At 72.2% G+C, this 14,461-nt stretch carries 10 protein-coding genes and 1 pseudogene; 6 read left to right on the forward strand and 5 right to left on the reverse strand.

Features of this window, described 5'->3' with window-relative positions; translation table 11 throughout:
- Nucleotides 1-69: 69 nt before the first annotated feature.
- On the reverse strand, nt 70-981 hold the full coding sequence (locus tag ACFULQ_RS22400; protein ID WP_383546545.1) for an AraC family transcriptional regulator N-terminal domain-containing protein: 912 nt from the start codon (nt 979-981) through the stop codon (nt 70-72).
- An 87-nt stretch (nt 982-1,068) separates the two neighbouring features.
- Between ACFULQ_RS22400 and ACFULQ_RS22405 the strand changes: the two genes are divergently transcribed.
- From ACFULQ_RS22405 to ACFULQ_RS22425, 5 genes and pseudogenes are all read left to right on the forward strand, one after another.
- Entirely contained in the window at nt 1,069-2,073 is a 1,005-nt protein-coding gene (locus tag ACFULQ_RS22405; protein WP_383546546.1) for an aldo/keto reductase, read from the forward strand.
- Between the two features lie 201 nt (nt 2,074-2,274).
- Nucleotides 2,275-4,446, forward strand: a complete 2,172-nt coding sequence (locus ACFULQ_RS22410; protein WP_383546548.1) for an MMPL family transporter — start codon at nt 2,275-2,277, stop codon at nt 4,444-4,446.
- A 161-nt stretch (nt 4,447-4,607) separates the two neighbouring features.
- Nucleotides 4,608-5,403 (forward strand): annotated as a pseudogene (locus ACFULQ_RS22415) (YqjF family protein).
- Nucleotides 5,404-5,545: 142 nt separating this feature from the next.
- Entirely contained in the window at nt 5,546-6,613 is a 1,068-nt protein-coding gene (locus tag ACFULQ_RS22420; RefSeq protein WP_383546549.1) for a glycerophosphodiester phosphodiesterase family protein, read from the forward strand.
- 89 nt (nt 6,614-6,702) lie between these two features.
- Nucleotides 6,703-7,734, forward strand: coding sequence for a LacI family DNA-binding transcriptional regulator (locus ACFULQ_RS22425; RefSeq protein WP_383546551.1), 1,032 nt, complete (start codon nt 6,703-6,705; stop codon nt 7,732-7,734).
- 63 nt (nt 7,735-7,797) lie between these two features.
- On the opposite strand, the gene ACFULQ_RS22430 is transcribed toward ACFULQ_RS22425, so the two are convergent.
- Nucleotides 7,798-8,442, reverse strand: coding sequence for a DUF6629 family protein (locus tag ACFULQ_RS22430; protein ID WP_383546552.1), 645 nt, complete (start codon nt 8,440-8,442; stop codon nt 7,798-7,800).
- Nucleotides 8,443-8,558: 116 nt separating this feature from the next.
- Here ACFULQ_RS22430 and ACFULQ_RS22435 point away from each other — a divergent pair, with 116 nt between their 5' ends.
- The gene (locus ACFULQ_RS22435) at nt 8,559-9,305 is read left to right on the forward strand and encodes a phosphotransferase family protein (protein WP_383546553.1); all 747 of its coding nucleotides are present in this window, start codon (nt 8,559-8,561) and stop codon (nt 9,303-9,305) included.
- Nucleotides 9,306-9,311: 6 nt separating this feature from the next.
- On the opposite strand, the gene ACFULQ_RS22440 is transcribed toward ACFULQ_RS22435, so the two are convergent.
- The 3 genes from ACFULQ_RS22440 to ACFULQ_RS22450 are packed head-to-tail and all read right to left on the reverse strand — an operon-like array spanning nt 9,312 to nt 14,313.
- Nucleotides 9,312-10,586, reverse strand: a complete 1,275-nt coding sequence (locus ACFULQ_RS22440; RefSeq protein WP_383546554.1) for an alpha-glucoside ABC transporter substrate-binding protein — start codon at nt 10,584-10,586, stop codon at nt 9,312-9,314.
- Nucleotides 10,583-11,800, reverse strand: coding sequence for a hypothetical protein (locus ACFULQ_RS22445; protein ID WP_383546556.1), 1,218 nt, complete (start codon nt 11,798-11,800; stop codon nt 10,583-10,585). Before ACFULQ_RS22445 ends, ACFULQ_RS22440 begins: the two co-directional genes overlap by 4 nt.
- Nucleotides 11,704-14,313 carry a tetratricopeptide repeat protein gene (locus ACFULQ_RS22450; protein WP_383546557.1) on the reverse strand — a complete coding sequence of 870 codons (2,610 nt, stop codon included), beginning with the start codon at nt 14,311-14,313 and terminating at the stop codon, nt 11,704-11,706. Before ACFULQ_RS22450 ends, ACFULQ_RS22445 begins: the two co-directional genes overlap by 97 nt.
- Nucleotides 14,314-14,461 lie beyond the last annotated feature (148 nt).

The following is a 14,461-nucleotide window of genomic DNA, read 5'->3' on the forward strand; positions in this document are numbered from 1 at the left end:
GATGGAACATCGGTCGCCTGCCCAAAGGCTCACGTGACCGCCGCTCAGAGCCCGCGGCGACCCGAGGCGTCAGGGCTTCGCGCCCGACGTGTCGCTCAGGAGTGGCACCTCTCCGGCCTCGGCGAGCCGGGTGCGCAGCTGGGTCGCGTCCTGGCCGGGGGGCAGGCCGTAGGCGCGTCGGTACTCGCGGTTGAACTGGGTCGCACTGACGTATCCGACGTCCTGGGCGACCTGGGCCGCCGTGACATCCCCGGCGAACAGCCGCCGTCGCGCCTCCTGGAGCCGCAGGTGCTTCTGGAAGCGCAGGGGGCTCATGCCGGTGGCCGCCTTGAAGTGCCGGTGCAGGGTGGCCGGGCTCATCCGGGCCACCTCGGCGATCTCGTCGATGCCGAGCGGCTCGGTGTAGTGGTCGCGGATCCAGCGGGCCACCGTACGGATCCGGGCGGCGGCGGAGTCGGCCAGCGACCAGTGGTGCAGTACGGGTCCGAGCGGGCTGCGCAGCAGGCGGTAGAGGATCTCGGTCTCGACACGGGGCGCCAGGGCGCCGATGTCCTCCGGGGCGTCGAGGAGACCGATCCAGCGGGTGACCGCGTCCACCAGCTCCGGCGCCATCGGCGCGGTGAACGCCCCGGCGGCGGCCTGCGGCGACGGCGGGACGGCCGCCAGCTCCAGCTGAAGGGCGGAGAGGGCCTGGTGGTCGAGCTGCATGACGGCGGCGCGGTAGGGCACCTTCTCGAAGGCGAGGGTGACCGGCAGGTCGACGGTGAACAGCGCCATCGAGCCGGGCGGCGTGATCCAGCTGCGCTCGCCCGCCGCGGTGCGCTTGGCGCCGTCGGCGATGAAGCAGACCATCGGCTCGTACGTCACCTCGATCGGCTCGATGAGCTCGTCGAGCGCGACCAGCGACAGTCGGGGCACAGCGGTTTCCGACCACCGCCCCACGCAGTGCCGCTCGACGGCCCGCGCCAGTCGGTCCAGCATGGGAGCACCCTTCCCCTGAGAGGATCAGGCAATCCTATGCGATCAGTGCCCCATGACGTCCGGGCACCGCGTTCCTAGCGTGGAGGCATGACACAGCACCAGAGGAACCTCCCGCACCGCAGGCTCGGCACCCAGGGTCTGGAGGTCGGCGCCATCGGCCTCGGCACCATGGGCATGACCATGGCCTACGGCACCTCGGACGAGCAGGGCAGCATCGCCACCCTCCGCCGCGCCCACGAACTCGGCGTCACCCTCTTCGACACCGCCGAGCTGTACGGCCTGGGCACCGGCAGCAACGAGCAGCTCCTCGGGCGGGCCCTCAAGGACGTCCGCGACGACGTCGTCCTGGCCACCAAGTTCGGCTTCGACCTGAGCGACCCGACCAGGCTCGGCGCCCTCGACAGCCGTCCCGGGCACATCCGCGAGGTCACCGAGAACAGCCTGCGCCACCTCGGCACCGACCACATCGACGTGCTCTACCAGCACCGGGTCGATCCGGCCGTGCCCATCGAGGACGTGGCCGGCACCGTCGGCGAACTGATCGCGGAAGGCAAGGTCCGCTACTTCGGACTGAGCGAGGCCGGCCCCGACATCCTCCGGCGCGCCCACGCCGTGCACCCGGTCTCGGTGCTCCAGACCGAGTACTCGGTGTTCGAGCGGGCCGTGGAGGCGGAGGTGCTGCCCGTCGTGCGCGAGCTGGGCATCGGCTTCGTGCCGTACTCGCCGCTGGGCCGCGGCTTCCTCACGGGGGCGGTGAAGCCGGCCGCCGAGTACCCCTCGGACGACATGCGCAGCTGGGACGAACGCTGGCAGCCCGGCAACTACGAGAAGAACCTCGCCGCCGTCCGTGAGCTGACCGCCCTGGCGGAGTCCAAGGGCATCGCGGTCACCCAGCTGGCCCTGGCCTGGCTGCTGGCCCAGGGCGACGACATCGTCCCGATCCCCGGCACCCGCAGCGTGCGCCGCCTGGAGGAGAACGTCGCCTCCGCGTCCGTCGACCTCACGCCCGAGGACCTCGCCCGTGTCCAGGAGTTGCTCCCGCACGGCTCGGCAGGATCCCGCTACCCGCAGAGCATGATGCCGGCCTGGTAGCAGCGGCCATGCCGGCCACGACGGCCAAGAACTCGCGAGCAATCCTCGTTCGTGATCCCTACGATGAGAGGCCGAAGAAATGAGCCCAAGACAACCATCCGGCCGTCCGACGGGGGGACCCTGAGGGACGGCCGGGGTCGCCGATGCCAGGGACCGCTCCCCGGGCTGCGGTGATCTTCCTGTCCAGGAGGACGCCCCCGCATGTTCCGACGTATTGGCAACGTAGTCGTCCGACATCCCGTCTGGACGATCGTGGCCTGGCTGTTCGCCGCCGTGGCGATCGTGGCCACCGCCCCCAGCCTGCCCTCGAACAGTGACGAGAGCAGCTTTCTCCCCAAGAGCTACGAGTCCATCAAGGCCGCGGACATCCAGGAGAGGGCGTTCCCCGCCGCCTTCACCCCGTCCGCGATCGCGCTGTACCAGCGCACCGACGGCGGCAAACTGACCGCCGCCGACACCAAGGACGTCGAGCGGATCACCTCCGAGCTCGGCAAGAAGAAGATCGACCAGGTGCAGAAGGTCGTCCCCGGCCAGCCGTCCTCGGACGGCAGGTACGCCATGACCCTGGTCCAGATGGACAGCAAGAACGCCGGCCAGCCCGTACAGGCCGACGCGGCCAAGGTGCTGCGCGACGACGTCAAGCAGCTCGCCAAGGGCACGAACCTGGAGGTCAAGCTCGGCGGTTCCGCCGCGCAGGCGCTCGACCAGCAGGACTCGTCCAAGCGCGGCGAGGCGCTGATCGGCATCGGCACCTTCGTCATCATCCTGGTGACCCTGCTGATCATCTTCCGGGCGCCGATCCTGGCCTTCCTGCCCCTGATCACCATCGGGTTGGTGTCCGCCATCGCCAACGGGCTGATCGCGTACGCCACCAAGCTGTTCGACCTCCAGGCCAACAGCTCGATCTCCTCGATCCTGATCGTCGTGCTGTTCGGCGTGGGCACCGACTACTTCCTGTTCCTGATGTTCCGCTACCGCGAACGCCTGCGCCTCGGCGACGAACCGAAGCAGGCCATGGTCAACGCGGTCGACCGGGTCGGTGAGGCCATCGCCTCCGCCGCCGGGGCGGTCATCATCGCCTTCCTCGCGCTGGTCCTGTCCACGCTGGGCTTCCTCAAGCAGATGGGCCCGGCGCTGGCGATCGCGGTCACCGTCACCCTGATCGCGGGGCTGACGCTGATCCCGGCCGTCGTCTCACTGATCGGCCCGAAGGTCTTCTGGCCGTCCAAGTCCTGGCAGCGCGAACCGGAGAACGCCCGGTTCGCCGCCCTCGGCCGGGGCGTGCAGAAGCGTCCGGCGCTCACCACCGCGCTCTCCGGCCTGGTCCTGGTCGTGCTGTCGCTTGGGACCCTAGGCTTCAACGCCACCTTCGACCTGGCGGCGGGCTCCATGCCCAAGACCAAGGAGTCGATGGTGGTCCAGGACGAGATGCAGAAGGCCTATTCGGCGGGCGCCGCCGCACCCACCGACGTGTATCTCTCCAGCACCGACGGCAAGGCGATCGACACCACGGTCTTCGACGCGTACGTGAAGAAGCTCGCGGCCGTGGACGGGGTGGCGAACGCCCGCCTGGCCCAGCTGAACAAGGACGGCAGCACGATCGACTTCAACGTGACGCTCAAGTACGAGGCGTCCACGGACAAGGCGATCGAGACGGTCGGCCGGGTCCGTGAGGTCGCGCACGCCGATGCCCCGCCCGGCACCGAAGCCGTGGTGGGCGGCATGTCCTCGATCTACAAGGACATCGACACCGCCGTCACCCACGACTACAAGACGGTCTTCCCCGTCGCCGCCCTGCTGATCATGCTCATCCTGGGGCTGCTGCTGCGCAGCGTGGTCGCCCCCTGGTACCTGATCGCGTCGGTCGGCCTGGGCTTCGGCGCCACGCTCGGTGCCACGGTCTGGATCTTCCAGGGCGCGGTCGGTCATTCGGGCCTGATGTTCATGCTGCCGGTGATCATGTATCTCTTCGTGGTCGCCATCGGCACCGACTACAACATCCTGATGATCGCCCGGCTGAGGGAGGAGGCCCGCGAGGGCCGCGAGCCACGCGAGGCGGCGGGCATGGCGCTGCGGCACGCCGGTCCCACGGTGGCCGCGGCCGGGTTCATCCTGGCGGCGACCTTCGCCACGATGATGCTGGCCGGGAACGCCCTGCTCACCGAGATGGGCTTCGCGGTCTCCTTCGGCATCGCCGTCGCCGCGTTCGTCATGGCGATGTTCTTCACCCCGAGCCTCACGGCCCTGATCGGCCATGCCGCCTGGTGGCCGGGCCACGCGGACCGGGCGAAGGAGCCGGCGGCGGCCCCGGCACCGGTCTCGGGCGGCGAGCGGGACACGTTCGCGCACGATCCGGCGGGCCGCCGCAACTGACGCCGGCCGACCGACGGCGGCTGCCGGGCCATACGGTCCGGTGGCCGCCGTTCGTTCGCATGGCCGCCGCAGGTGTGGCTGCCGTTCGTTCGTATGGCCGCCGCAGGTGTGGCCGCCGTTCGTTCGTATGGCCGCCGCACGTGTGGCTGCCGTACGGCCCGATGTCGCAGCCCGCTTCTGCCACCCTGGACCACGTGCCGAACCCCGCTCCCGTCAGCCCCGACGCCCCTTCTCTCATACGGGCCCCGCTCCTCACCCAGCAGTGGCTCGACCTCGCCTTCCTCCACTGGGCCCTCGAACCGGCCGTCGTGGCCGGGCTGTTGCCGCGTGGCACGGTCCCGGACACGTACGAGGGGATGACGTACGTCGGGCTGGTCGCCTTCCGAATGCACCGGGTCGGCTGGCTGGGGCTGCCGGGGGTGCCGTATCTCGGGACGTTCCCGGAGACCAACGTGCGGCTGTACTCGGTGGACGCGCACGGGCGGCGGGGGGGTGGTGTTCCTCTCGATGGACGCCTCCCGGCTGATCCCGGTGGTGATGGGACGCGTGGGGTTCCGGCTGCCGTACCTCTGGTCCCGGATGAGCGTCCGCGCTGCCGGCGACACCGTCACCTACCGCAGCTCACGCCGCCGGCCCGGCCCGCGCGACGCCCGCAGCCTCATCACGGTCCGCACCGGCGAGCGCATCGAGGAGCCCACGGCCCTGGAGCACTTCCTGACCGCGCGCTGGGGCATGCACAACGCCTTCTTCGGCGAGCCCGAGCCGCTGGCCTACCTCCCGAACCACCACCCGCGCTGGCCCCTGTACCGCGCCGAACTCCTCACCTGCGAGCAGAACCTCACCGCCACGGCCGGCCTCCCCGCCCTCACCGACCCCCCGGCCAGCGTCCTCTACTCCCCCGGTGTCCCGGTCCGCCTCGGCCGCCCGGCCCGCCCTGCGGGGATCCCGACACCGTGAACACCCTCGACGTCGGGCACCGCGCGGCCGGTCCGTGCGGCGTTCCTCGGACATTCACGGTGGGATCATGTCCGAGGGGTTGAACCGGTGCGTGTCCTCACTAGCGTCTGTGGGCGTCCCGTCCCCCATGAGTGAGGTGTCGATGTCCGCAAGGCATGTCCTGGCCGGCCTGGCGCTGGCGCCGCTGCTCGCGCTCTCGGTGGCGGCGCCCGCGACGGCGTACGACGATCGCCAACCGCCCAAGAAACAGCGGCACTTCGATCTCCAGGCCCACCGCGGCGGCCTCGGCATGACGACCGAGGAGTCCCTGGAGGGCTTCGGCAAGGCGCTGCGGCTCGGGGTGTCCACGCTGGAGCTGGACACCCATGTCACCAAGGATCGCAAGGTCGTCGTCAACCACGACCGGCAGATCAGCGCGGTCAAGTGCCGTGACACCGGGCCGGTGACGCCGGACGACCCGATGTACCCGTACGTCGGCAAGTACATCAAGGACCTGACGCTCGCTCAGATCGAGACCATGGACTGCGGTTACCAGCAACTGCCCGGGTTCCCCGAGCAGGAGGTCGTCAAGGGCTTCCGGATGGTCGAGCTCAAGGACGTCCTGAACCTGGTCAAGACCTACCGCGCCCGGCAGGTCAAGCTGAACGTCGAGACCAAGGTCGAGGCGGGCGCTCCCGAACAGACCGCGCCGCGTGGGCTGTTCGTGCGGCGCGTGTACGAGGAGATCCACCGCTCCGGCATCGAGAACCAGGTCACCATCCAGTCCTTCGACTGGGGCGCGCTCAAGGCGATGCACGAACTCGCCCCGACATGGCCCCTGGTCGCGCTCACCAACTACGACTTCCTCCAGGTCGGCCGACCGGGCGCGTCCCCGTGGCTCGGCGGGATCGACGCCGACGACTACGGCGGCGACTTCGTGCGGGCCGCCGCGACCGTCCCCGGCGTCAGGGCCCTCTCCCCCAACTACGGCTTCCCGCAGAGCGGCAAGGTCGGCGACCCCGGCTTCCGCTTCTACGCCGACCGCACGATGGTCCGGGAGGCCCACGCCAGGGGCCTGAAGGTCGTCCCGTGGACCTGCGACGACCCGGCCACGGTGGAGGCGCTCATGGACATGGGCGTCGACGGCGTCATCACCGACTACCCGAACCGCGTACGGCAGATCATGGCCGACCGCGGCATGCGCCTGCCCCGGCCGTACCAGCCCCGCTGACAGGGGGACCGGTACCGGCGCGAACAGCCGCGTGCATCCGTCGTCCTGTCCGCTTGACGTCCACCGGAGCGACCGACCAGACTCCAGAAATGAATGTGACCGGTCACACCCGCGCTCCGGCAAGCATCCGTGATGTCGCCGCGGCCGCCGGGGTCTCCTACCAGACGGTCTCCCGGGTGATCAACGGTCACCCGAGCGTCAGGCAGTCCACGCGCGAACGCGTCCTCGCCGCCATCGACGAGCTGGGCTTCCGGCGCAACGCCACCGCGCTCGCCCTGGCCAGGGGCCGCAGCAGGGCCGTGACCGTGCTCACCGCCAACACCACGCACTACGGCTACGCCTCGATCCTCCAGGGCGTCGAGGAGTCCGCCCGCGCGGCAGCGTACTCGGTGGGCGTGGGCGTCCTGGAGTCGGCCGACCAGGCCGCCGTCACCGCCGAGGTGCAGCGCGCCGCCGACGCGGGCGGCGGGCTGGTGGTGATCGCCTATGATCCGGCAGGTGTCCGGGCCCTGGAGGCGGTCCCGGCCGGCGTTCCGGTCGTCGGTGTCGTCGAGACCCCGGCGAGCCCGCCCACGGACGACCGGCCGTGGGTGTGGACCGACGACCGCCAGGCCGCGTACGAGGTGACCCGGCATCTGCTGTCCCTGGGCCACGAGACCGTGCACTACGTCGCCATCCCCTCCAGCACCCGCCGCACCGGCGCCCGCACCGGCGGCTGGCGCCAGGCCCTCAAGGAGGCCGGAGCCGCGCAACCCCGTCCGGTGCAGGGCAGTTGGGGCCCGGCGGGCGGCCACGCGGCGGGCCGGAAGCTCGCCAAGGACCCCGCGGTCACCGCGATCCTGTGCGGCAACGACGACCTGGCCCTCGGTGTGCTGCGCGCGCTGCACGAGGCGGGCCGTTCGGTGCCGGGCGAGGTCAGCGTGGCCGGGTTCGACGACGCCCCGCACTCCGCCTATCTGACGCCGTCCCTGACGACCGTACGGCTGGACTTCACCGGTCTGGGCCGTGCCGCGTTCGCCCTGCTGCACGGAGTCCTGGAGGAGTCCGCGCCGATCGCGCCGCATCCCGTGTCCGTACCGGAGTTGGTGGTCCGGGAGAGCTCGGGGCGGCCGTCGGCCTGACTCCCTTGTCTGTGCCGTGCCCCGTGTGCGCACCGGGGCTGGTCGGGCGTCTTCGCGGACCGATCAGTGCCGGACGTCCAATGCCGGCAACGGCCTGGGCGCCGGGCGCCTGCCCACCCAGCCGTACAGCACCACCGAGCAGACCGCCGCGAGCGCGCACCAGGTCGACACGAACTCCAGCCGCCACAGCAGCCAGCACACCACGGCACCCGCTCCGGCCAGGACGCCCAGCAGGGTGAGCCGGCGGTCGCCGGAGAGCAGCAGGGCGCCCACCGTGGCCACCAGGTATGCCGCGACTAGGAGTTGGGCCTCGGGCAGTCCGATCACATAGGCCATGGTGTGGCCGCGGATCTCGGCCCGGACCGGGCGGGTGGCGAGACCGTACGCGAGGAAGCCGGCGGTCACCAGCCCCACCGGCACGACCGCGGTCACCCGGCGTCTCGCCCGGCGGGCGGAGGCGGACCACACCCCCAGCGGCACCCACAGCGCGAGGACGGGCAGGGCGATGACGGCCCAGGTGAGGGTGGCCGCGCCGGTTCCGCCCCCGGTGTGCCAGACATGGGCCTCGACCAGTTGGTGGGCGCCGAGCAGCAGGGGCAGCGCGGCCAGCGGAAGGTCCGCGGCCCGCCGGGTCCGGGCCACACAGGCCACCCCGACGCAGGTGATGGCCGTACCCGCCACGAGGTCGGCTGTCGCACTCCAGCACATGACACCACCATGTCAGCCCCGCCCGGGCCCGTGCAGTCCGGCACGGCGAGCCAGGCCGTCACAGCAGGCGACAAATCCAGCGACGTCGGTCGACGTCACCGGGATACTGGTCGCTCATGGATGAGGTCCAGGTCGTCGTCGCCCATTCCGAGCGGGCGACTCTGCGCGTCGGCGACGTGTTCCTGAAGGTGGACGCCGATCGGGCGCGCCTGGACCTCGAGGTCGAGGCGATGTCCCTGGCGCCGGTCCCGACCCCGGAGGTCCTGTGGTGCAGGCCGCCCGTGCTCGCGGTCGCCGCGCTCCCGGGGACGACGCTCGGGCGCCTGGGCGGGCCGTCGACCGGGTCGCCGGCCGCGTGGGCCGCGGCGGGCGCCGCCATCCGGAAGCTGCACGACGCCCCGCCGCCGCCCCGGCCGGGCCAGGCGGGCCGGGACGTCCTCGCGCTGGCGGCGGAACTCGACGACGAGTGCGAGGCGCTCGTGTCGCACGGCGTCCTGCCCGCCGACCTGGTCACCCGCAACCGTCAGGTCGCCGAGGCCGCGCTGCGGCCGTGGACCCCGGCGTTCACCCACGGCGACCTTCAGATCGATCATGTCTTCGTCGAGGGCGACGAGGTCACCGGCATCATCGACTGGTCCGAGGCGGGCCGGGGAGACGCCCTGTACGACCTCGCCACCTTCACGCTCGGCCACGAGGAGCACCTCGACGACGTCCTCGCCGGCTACGGCAGGGACGTCGACCTCGACGTGATCCACGCGTGGTGGTCGTTGCGAAGCCTGCTGATCGTCCGCTGGCTGAGCGAGCACGGCTTCGACCCGTTCGCGCCGGGCTGTGAGGTCGATGTGCTGAGATCCCGCATGTGAGGTCGCTCAACCCTGCTGCTCGCAGATCGCCTTGGGCGGGCGGAAGGTGCGGTCCGTGCCCGAGTCGGTGTTCGTCTGGACGCGGATCGTCTCCAACTGGTCGAGCAACGAGTCGAGTTGACGTTCCGTCGGGTCGCGGAAGAACTCCAGGACCGCTCGGTGGAAGGCGTCGCGGAGTTCGGGAGCCATGACGTCGGACGCGTCGAAGCAGAGGGTGCGGGCGCGGGACGTGAGCAGGGACTCGATCTCGCGCTCGACCGGGGTCGCGGAGGCCGGCAGCGACAGCCCGGCGGTGTCCGGGAAGAGGGGCCGTACGGCCGGATCCGCCTCGGCCCGCCACAGCTCGCGCCCGGCCCTGCTCGACAGCCGCGCCACGAGTTCCTGGGCGTCCGGGTCGTCGCTGAAGACGGCCGCCATGTCACCCGCGACCTCGAAGGCGTCCCGGTAGGCGGACTTCCCGCCCAGATAGCGGGCCGACGGCTCCACCGTCACGTCGTCGCCCGCGTAGACGTACCGGATGAAGGCGCTCTGATGCTCGTGCGTGCAGCCGAAGCCGGGCGAGTCGAGCAGTCCGCGCGGCTGGCCGTCGGCCGTGGACGTGCCCTCGAACGACGTGGTCAGGGACCCTTCGACCGCCTCCGGGGAGCGTTTGCCGAGCAGGCGCGCCCAGGTGGTCCAGGCGTTCTTGACGGCCGGGTCCCGCCAGTCGAGGCGGCCCGTGGCCCACTGGACGTAGAGCGTGGGGCCGGACTGGTGGAGCACGAGGTCCTCGATCCAGTCGGTGCCCGGCCAGCCGGAGGTCGCCTGCGAGGCGAGGCCGACGCACCAGGTGGGCCGGTCACCGGCCGCGCCCCGCTTGCTCCACACCAGGCTCTTGAGGTCGACCTTCAACGGCACCCAGTAGGTGCGCTGCTTGTTGTCCACGATCAGGGTCGGCGCCCAGGGAGCGAACGCCCGCTCGGCGCTCTCGTTGACGAGCGGCCTGAGCTTGTCGCGGCGGGCGTACTCGGTGAGTTCGCCGATGCTGTTGAGGACCGCCACGTCCGGCGGATCGTCGGCCTCCAGCTGTGAGACGAGCGTCTCGCGGAGCGAACGGGTGCCCTCATAGGTGTACGTCCGTCCCGTGCCGTCGTCCAGCTTGTCCAGGGCGGCTTCGAAGGCCTTGCCCTCCTCGCCGGTCCAGGGGCCGAGGACGACGAGCGGGTCGCGGGTGTCCGCCCCGCAGCCGGGGACGAGGGTGAGCAGACAGGCCGCGACGAGGACGCGCAGGAAGCGGCTCATGCGACGGCTCCCGGTCGGGTGACGAGGAGGTACTCACGGCGGTAGGTGTGCAGGGCGCCGGCGATGACGGCCGCGGCGAGCAGGCCCGTGGGGAACACAAAGGGGGCGGTGCCGTCGAGGGCGGCCAGCCGCCCGTCCGCCAGGCCCTCGTCGATCCGGGCCCGGAGCGTCTCGATGGCCCGTGGGTCCGGTCCTGCGAAGGGACGTTCCTCGGCGACCATCTCGATCGTCGGCGAGGTCCGCTCGGCCAGGGTGTCAGCGACGCGGACGGTCTCGTGCTGGGCGTGCAGCGCGAGCAGGGCGTCGGCGGTCAGGAACGGAACGGTGAGCAGGGGCAGGGCGGCGGCCGCGAGCGGGAGGCTCAGCCGGATCCGGAAGCGGCTGCGCAGGAAGGCCACCGTGCGCCACAGCCCGGCGGCGAGGAGGGTGAGGGCGAGCGTGGCCACGACCACCGCGGCGATACCGCCCGCACCCCAGGCGGCCCGGTCGGCGAGCCGTTCGCGCAGTCGCCCCTCCAGGCCCGTCACCCGGTCCACGATCGAGGTCGCGGCGGAACCGGTCGCGGCCGGGCACTCGGGGTAGGGGTTCCGGGCGGTGGCGTCGGTGGGCTGGGAGCAGAGCATGCTGCGCGCGTAGGAGAGTTCGGCATCGCGCAGGACCGAGTCGCCGGCATGTCCCTGGGCCCGGCCGATCCGGCTGGTGTAGTCGACGACCAGCGCGGACACGACCCGCAGTTCCTGCTCCTCGGCGACGGTGAGGGCCCCGCTGCGGGTGACCTGGTTCAGGCTCTGGGTGGCACGGGCGATCCGGGTCCGGTACCGGTCGCTGAGGCCGCTGAGCTCGGCCGCCCGCCCCTCGTCGAGGTTGCGCTCGGCCTCGCCCTGCGCGATGAGCAGCGAGGCCCGGGCGTCCGCGAGGTCGACCAGGGCGGGTGCGGCACGATCGCGGAGGTACGCGGAGTCGGCGCGCGCGCCCGCGTAGGCCCAGCCGAGCGCCCCGAAGGCCACCACGGTGAGCAGCGGCAGGGCGACGAGCCGGTCCCGCAGATAGCCGCGGTTGCGCCGGTCGGCGGTCGAGGGCCAGGCGTAGCGGCGGACCCGGCGGGCGAGTTCGGTAGTTACGGCGGCTGCGGCCCGCGCGAGGCGGAGGGTGTCCTGCGCGAGGACGCGTGGGCGGCCGTCCGGAGCCAGTCGGCGATTCTCTTGCCGAGCCATGGGCTGTCCCTGTGGTGTCGGAAGGCGAGCGGGCGGATCTCGTAGGCGCGGTCCAGGAGGGTCTCGGCCACGGCCGCATCCTCGGCGGCGGTGGAGCGGGCGGCCTGGTGGGCGAGGGTGACGTAACGGCGGGAGAGGTCCTCGCGCAGGCCGTGTTCGTCGGCCGGGAGGCCGAGCCGGGGGTCGGTGCCGGCGGACAGGGCCGCGAGGCCGGCCGCGTCGAGGGCACCGCGGTCCAGGGCACCCTGTACGGCCTCCCAGACCTCGACGGTCATCCGGACCCTGGCGGCCTCGTCGGTCAGTCCGTGCGCGTGGAAGAGCAGGGCGAGACGGTCCAGCACCTCCCGCAGCCGCCGCGGCACGTCGTCGTCGCGCTCGGCCCGGCGCACGTACTCGACGCCGATCCGCACGGCCGCGGTCCGCGCGGCGGTCCGGTGCCGCGAGTGCTGTGGTACGGCGTCCAGTTCGCGTACGGCCGCTTCCCGCGCCCTTTCGCCGTCGCGGGCGAGGCGGGCGCGGGCGGCGCCGAAGGCGGCGCTGCCGAGGGACGGGTTGCGCAGCCGTACGGCCTCGTAGAAGGTCAGGGCCTCGTGCCGGTGGCCGAGTCGTTCCGCGCAGTGGCCGAGGGCGAGCTTGGGGGCGTACTCGCCCGGGATCGCCGCGTACACCCGGTCGAAGTGGCCCCAGGCCGCGGTGACTTGGCCCCGGGCGAGGGCGAGGAGGCCGTGGTGCCAGTCCAGCCGCCAGTCGTAGGGGGCGCGCCGGGGACCGATCCGTGCCTCGGCCGCCCGTAACTCCCTTTCGGCGGCATCCGGTCCGTCCGCCGGGTTCCGCAACCGCAGTCGGCAGCGCAGGAGATGGACTTCCGTGGAGTCCGGCCAGTCCCCTATGTGCTGGAGCAGCGCCTCCGGGGCGGCGTCGGCGAGCCGGCTGAGCTCGGCGTGGTGCTCGTCGTGCGGGTCGGGGCGCGGGACGGGCAACCGCTGGGCGACCTCGGCGGGTGGCGGCGGGGCGAACGGGGACGGGGCGTCGGGGGCGGCCCAGTGGGCGAGCGGCGGGGCGGAGCCGAGGGCGCCGTCGAGGGCGTAGGGCGACTGGAGGAAGAGCGGGGAGGGCTCGAAGGTCTCGGTGCCGGTGCGCAGGGATCTCAACTCCCGGAACACACCCCGTAATTGCTCGTCCATCTCGCGCGCGTCGGCGAACCGCCCGGCAGGCACGCGCAGGGTCGCGCGCCGCAGGACCCGGGCGAGGGAGAGGAGACCGAGTCCGCGGGGGACGGGCGCGGTGGCGTCGACGACGGTCCAGGTGTCCTTGGCGCCGGTCGGCCCGGGGGAAGCGGGCTCCCCTTCGACACGGGGTGCCTCCCCGATACCGGGCGCCACCTCGGCGCCTGGAGCCTGCTCGACACCTGGCGCCGGCCCGACACCCGGCGCCTCTCCGGCACTTGGCGCCTGCTTGACACCCGGCGCCACCCCGACGTCGGGCACCTCCCCGACACCCGGCGCCACCTCGGCAGCCGGCACCTCCCCAACCCCGGGCTCCGGCCGCGGCTTTGACCCCGGCTCCGGCTCCGGCCCGGGCCCGGACCCCGGCTCCGCCTCACCGCCCCGCTCCCCCGCCCCCCGAAGTCCCCCCAACGTCCGAAGATCCCCCAGCCGTGCCAGATCCTCCGCCGACCGCCCCAGCCCGCACAGTCGGCGCAGTGTCTCCCCCAGGCTGAACAGGTCGTCCTGCCCCCGGGATTCGCCGTTCGGGCCGACCGTCGGAGCCCGGAAGCCGTCCGTCGTGATCCCCGGCGCCCCGACCGGACGCACGCTTCCCACATCGATGATCTTCGTGGTGGTGCCGTCGTGCATGACGTTGTCCGGCTTCAGGTCGCCGTAGACCTTGCCCGGCCGGTCGGCGTGCAGATACGCGAGGGCGGAGAGGATCCGCACCCCGTAGGCGAGCACGAACTCGTGGAAGCGACGGTCGCCGAACTCCCCCGGGTTGAGCCGGGCCCGCGCCCGGACCTCCTCCAGCGTGAGCCCGTCCACGTACTGCAGGACGAGGAAGTCGCCGAGTTCGGGATGGTGGCCGTAGTTGAAGACTCGGATGATGTCGTCGTGGCCGAGATCCACCAGGGCCCGCCGCTCCCGGGCCAGTGCGCCCGCCGCCGCGCCCGCCTGCTCGGGGCGCAGCATCTTGATGGCGACCTCGCGGTCGTCGACCTTGGTGTCGAGCGCGAGGTAGACCTCGCCCATGCCGCCGTAGCCGAGGGGCCGGATCAGCCGGTACTGACCGGCGAGCAGCCGCCCCGGGGGCAGGGGCAGTTCCCCGGGGTCGCCGACCGGGGCCCAGCCGCGGCCCAGCAGGGCGATCGAGGGCAGCACGGTGGGGTCGGGGTTCTCCGGGGGCAGTTCGACCTGCGCGGCCCTCAGGTACATCGGCTGCCCGGCGACGACCAGCGGACCGAACGACCCCTCGGATTCCGGAACTTCACCGAACGCACTCCCGCCCCGAGCCCCCTTCATGCCTCCTCAGAATAGGGCCACGTGCCGGGATTGACCCCTTGCGTTCCTCCCGCGAGCCATGAGGTTCCCGGTTCGCCGCGGGGCAAGGCCGAGATCGGCGTCCCGCGCGGATCAGCGCCCCTCTAGAGTGAAGGGTCCCTGTCAGAAG

Source organism: Streptomyces sp. NPDC057253 (genome assembly GCF_042669125.1).
Lineage (GTDB): Bacteria > Actinomycetota > Actinomycetes > Streptomycetales > Streptomycetaceae > Streptomyces.

What these genes read in the sequence shown, in the direction of transcription:
- ACFULQ_RS22430 (WP_383546552.1), bottom strand. Translation starts at nt 8,442, where the DNA reads ATGTGCTGGAGTGCGACAGCCGACCTCGTGGCGGGTACGGCCATCACC.
- ACFULQ_RS22450 (WP_383546557.1), bottom strand. Translation starts at nt 14,313, where the DNA reads ATGAAGGGGGCTCGGGGCGGGAGTGCGTTCGGTGAAGTTCCGGAATCC.
- ACFULQ_RS22425 (WP_383546551.1), top strand. Translation starts at nt 6,703, where the DNA reads ATGAATGTGACCGGTCACACCCGCGCTCCGGCAAGCATCCGTGATGTC.
- ACFULQ_RS22445 (WP_383546556.1), bottom strand. Translation starts at nt 11,800, where the DNA reads ATGGCTCGGCAAGAGAATCGCCGACTGGCTCCGGACGGCCGCCCACGC.
- ACFULQ_RS22410 (WP_383546548.1), top strand. Translation starts at nt 2,275, where the DNA reads ATGTTCCGACGTATTGGCAACGTAGTCGTCCGACATCCCGTCTGGACG.
- ACFULQ_RS22440 (WP_383546554.1), bottom strand. Translation starts at nt 10,586, where the DNA reads ATGAGCCGCTTCCTGCGCGTCCTCGTCGCGGCCTGTCTGCTCACCCTC.
- ACFULQ_RS22405 (WP_383546546.1), top strand. Translation starts at nt 1,069, where the DNA reads ATGACACAGCACCAGAGGAACCTCCCGCACCGCAGGCTCGGCACCCAG.
- ACFULQ_RS22435 (WP_383546553.1), top strand. Translation starts at nt 8,559, where the DNA reads ATGGATGAGGTCCAGGTCGTCGTCGCCCATTCCGAGCGGGCGACTCTG.
- ACFULQ_RS22400 (WP_383546545.1), bottom strand. Translation starts at nt 981, where the DNA reads ATGCTGGACCGACTGGCGCGGGCCGTCGAGCGGCACTGCGTGGGGCGG.
- ACFULQ_RS22420 (WP_383546549.1), top strand. Translation starts at nt 5,546, where the DNA reads ATGTCCGCAAGGCATGTCCTGGCCGGCCTGGCGCTGGCGCCGCTGCTC.